6 protein-coding genes are annotated in these 2,467 nt (G+C 37.2%); all 6 read left to right on the top strand.

Translation table 11 applies throughout. The annotated features are described in order from the left end of the window. The first annotated feature begins 241 nt into the window (after nt 1–241). Nucleotides 242–460 carry a DUF3791 domain-containing protein gene (locus G631_RS0115935; protein WP_026490284.1) on the top strand — a complete coding sequence of 73 codons (219 nt, stop codon included), beginning with the start codon at nt 242–244 and terminating at the stop codon, nt 458–460. Then, entirely contained in the window at nt 444–782 is a 339-nt protein-coding gene (locus G631_RS19550; RefSeq protein ID WP_035789960.1) for a DUF3990 domain-containing protein, read from the top strand. The genes G631_RS0115935 and G631_RS19550 overlap by 17 nt, the downstream gene beginning before the upstream one ends. Then, a complete protein-coding gene (locus G631_RS0115945; RefSeq protein ID WP_026490285.1) occupies nt 775–1,005 on the top strand; it encodes a hypothetical protein in 231 nt (76 codons plus the stop codon). The genes G631_RS19550 and G631_RS0115945 overlap by 8 nt, the downstream gene beginning before the upstream one ends. Before the next feature lie 99 nt (nt 1,006–1,104). Then, on the top strand, nt 1,105–1,434 hold the full coding sequence (locus G631_RS0115950; RefSeq protein ID WP_026490286.1) for a DUF5688 family protein: 330 nt from the start codon (nt 1,105–1,107) through the stop codon (nt 1,432–1,434). Between the two features lie 108 nt (nt 1,435–1,542). Further along, nucleotides 1,543–2,139 carry a type IV toxin-antitoxin system AbiEi family antitoxin domain-containing protein gene (locus G631_RS0115955; RefSeq protein WP_051197326.1) on the top strand — a complete coding sequence of 199 codons (597 nt, stop codon included), beginning with the start codon at nt 1,543–1,545 and terminating at the stop codon, nt 2,137–2,139. Between the two features lie 97 nt (nt 2,140–2,236). Then, nucleotides 2,237–2,467: 2'-5' RNA ligase family protein (locus G631_RS19555; RefSeq protein ID WP_026490288.1), on the top strand; the 231-nt coding region annotated here is incomplete at its 3' end.

Here is a 2,467-nt window from a genome sequence, read left to right on the forward strand (position 1 = left end):
GATTGAATATCTGTGCCCATTGTACGAAAGTGACCAAGAAGCAGGATTTCATGTAAGTCAATAAAATAGGTGGCTTACACGAAAGTGGTAGTAAGACGTAGATTCATATAAACAAGATTAAAACACCAGAACTTTGAGCCATATAATGGACCATAAACCCCGTCCCCTAGGTCCAAACAAGTAGATAAATACAATAGGTAATGGTATTATTAAATAGAAGATTGTTAGAAGAGGAAATGCTATGAGCTATCAGAGAAGATTGATAAATTATACAGTTGCATGTGTTAATGAGTTTGCTGAAGCTTTTAATTTGAATGTTAAAGAAGCATATAGATATCTTCGAGATTTCAAGGGAATAGAGTTCCTGAAGGATTTCTATGAGGAAGAGCATCTTTTATCATTTGATAATGTGGTTGAAGATTTACAAGCTCTTTGCCGGAGAAATGGAGGAACTATATGATTCTTTTGTGGATTCCTCTAGTCTTAGAATCAAAAATTTTGGTGAAGAGACATCAGAAGATTGGGCTCGTTTTGTAATGAATAATAGGAATAGGGGCTTTGAGAATTATTCGGATCCATTGTGCAATTTCGATTCTAAGTATGATATCGTAATTGGACCTGTTGCGGATGATAATATGGCAATGCTGTTTAGACAATATGAAGAAAAAGTTATAGACTTTGATACACTTCTTAAAGGCATGATATATAAAAAGACATCTTCACAGTATTCATTCCATACACCTGCAGCTATTTCATTATTGAGGAAAATTAGTTATGAATGAGAAAAAGCAACTAATAGAGTATGCTATTCAGGATATCGTTGAAATGATCTCGAAAGACCAGAACGTAGAATATGACGAGGCTATGAACTTCTTTTATGAATCAGAGGTTTTTGATAAGCTTCAGGATGTAGAAACAGGGCTTTATCGTGAAAGCTCTGCTTATATTTATGATTTATATAAAGATGAGTTGAACTTCGGGCATATCGTTCAAGCTGAAATATAATAACCGCCTATTACATAGAGCAGTTATCTCAAACGAGGTAGCTGTTTTTTTGCGCTCATTTTGAGCCTGAAACTATTTACTTTCAGAAGGAGGTAGGCGATGAACTACGAAGAATTCAAAGACAAGGTAGTAGAAGATGTAAGAAGAGAGTTAGAGACAAGAACCGGAAAACCCTACTATGTGCAGGCGCACACTGTAGAGAAGACGAATGAGAACTACGATGCCATCACAGTTAAGCCGGAGGATGGGATCATAGGTGTGAACCTCAATGTCGAAGAGCTTTACAAGGCATATAAGGATAGGCACAGCTACGATAGCATCGTTGACAGAGCAGTATCCATGGCGGATTCATCTCTTAATAATCATCCGGATTTCGACTTGAATGCCATCAAGGATTACGATTCAAGCGGAAGCATAACAGAGACATGAGTCTGTAATATATATCGTTCTTTGAAATATGACAATTAAAGAATGATATATACAAAACGTTCTTTAATGTGATAGAATTAAAGAACGAAATGAAAGGCGGTGATGTTTATGAATTACTCAATTGAATCGCTGAAAATGATTATAGACTCAAATGATGGGATTATTTCTGCTAAACAATTGGCTGACAAGGGAGTTTCGAGACTTTCGCTGTACCAAGCATTGCTGAGTGGATCAATTAAAAAGGAATCCCATGGAAATTATGTGTTAGCGGATAATCAACCTGACGAATATCGTGTGATACAGAATCGTTCTCCTAAAATGATTTATTCTCACGGTACTGCTTTATTTTTACATGGACTCTCAGATCGCGTACCTCATGAGTTAGATATTACAGTTCCTCAGGGAGATAATGTTTCTCGCATAAAAAAGGATTATGAAAACACAAGATTTCATTATTGTAAAAAAGACTTGTGGGATTTAGGAATAACTGATGCTAAAACACCGCAGGGCTATGAAGTAAAAATATACGATTTGGAACGCTGTATCTGCGATTTAATTAGAGACAAAAAATCTGTTGATACGCAGATTTATACACAAGCAATGAAGGAATATTTTTCAAGTAGATGCAATCCAAGAAAAATAGTTAAGTATGCCAGACAATTTAATATTGAATCAAAAGTTAGGACATACATGGAGGTTTTATAGTGAAAGAACGCACACCTGAACAATTAAAAGGACAGGTAAGACATTTTGCAACACAGAGAGGGCTGCAACCTCAAATAATAGATGGGGAGCTGATCTGATGAGACTCTTTATAGCAATCTGTTTTGATGACAATATGATGGACAGCCTTGCAGAGATTCAGGATGACTTGCGACGCTGCGGGGTAAAAGGAAACTATACACGCCGTGAGAACCTGCACATGACGCTGGCCTTCGTTGGGGAGTATGACGATCCTGAGCAGGTGGTGGAGGTTATGCAAAAGGTGCCGCTTAGGTCTTTTTCTGTAAGGCTGAGTGGGTACAGGCCTTTC

Origin of the sequence: Butyrivibrio sp. XBB1001, assembly GCF_000424505.1 — a bacterium.
Classification (GTDB): Bacteria; Bacillota; Clostridia; order Lachnospirales; family Lachnospiraceae; genus Butyrivibrio.

Coding starts and splice junctions, on each gene's coding strand:
- G631_RS0115935 (WP_026490284.1), top strand. CDS start 242: ATGAGCTATCAGAGAAGATTGATAAATTATACAGTTGCATGTGTTAAT.
- G631_RS19550 (WP_035789960.1), top strand. CDS start 444: ATGGAGGAACTATATGATTCTTTTGTGGATTCCTCTAGTCTTAGAATC.
- G631_RS0115945 (WP_026490285.1), top strand. CDS start 775: ATGAATGAGAAAAAGCAACTAATAGAGTATGCTATTCAGGATATCGTT.
- G631_RS0115950 (WP_026490286.1), top strand. CDS start 1,105: ATGAACTACGAAGAATTCAAAGACAAGGTAGTAGAAGATGTAAGAAGA.
- G631_RS0115955 (WP_051197326.1), top strand. CDS start 1,543: ATGAATTACTCAATTGAATCGCTGAAAATGATTATAGACTCAAATGAT.